The organism is Psychrobacter sp. 1U2, from assembly GCF_051847575.1.
In genome coordinates, this window is the sequence record NZ_JBPYDC010001912.1 from 1 (window position 1) to 500 (window position 500).

General features: G+C 46.6%; 1 protein-coding gene. It reads left to right on the forward strand.

Annotated elements, in window-relative coordinates; all coding sequences use genetic code 11:
- Positions 1-5: 5 nt before the first annotated feature.
- Positions 6-500: formimidoylglutamase (locus ACS8FD_RS25095; protein WP_439277843.1), on the forward strand; the 495-nt coding region annotated here is incomplete at its 3' end.

The window sequence follows — 500 nt, forward strand, 5'->3', positions numbered from 1 at the left end:
GTAATATTGAAAATGATGTTAAAAGCCATGCGAGCACAATGCCTAGCATCGGGGTGATTAATTTTGATGCGCATCTAGATATTCGTCAGTCTGATGTCGCGACGTCTGGTACGCCCTTTCGCCAGATTGCCGAGCACCTTGATGAACAGAGTCAGCCATTTCACTATTGCTGTATCGGCGTCAGCCGGTTTTCCAACACAGCCGCGCTCTTCGACCGTGCTGAGCAGTTAGGCGTACACATTATCAGTGACGAAGATTGCACCAATAAGAAATGGAAAAAAATTGCGGCTCAAATAGAAGAATTTATCAACGACGTTGATGTGGTCTATTTAACCATTGATATGGATTGCTTGCCATCGAGCGTCGTTCCTGGTGTCAGTGCGCCCGCCGCCTATGGTATTGAGCTGAGCTTCGTTGAGCGCGCGGTCAAACGTATTATGGCATCAAACAAAGTAAAAATGGCTGACATTGCCGAGATTAACCCGACCTTTGATGTTGAT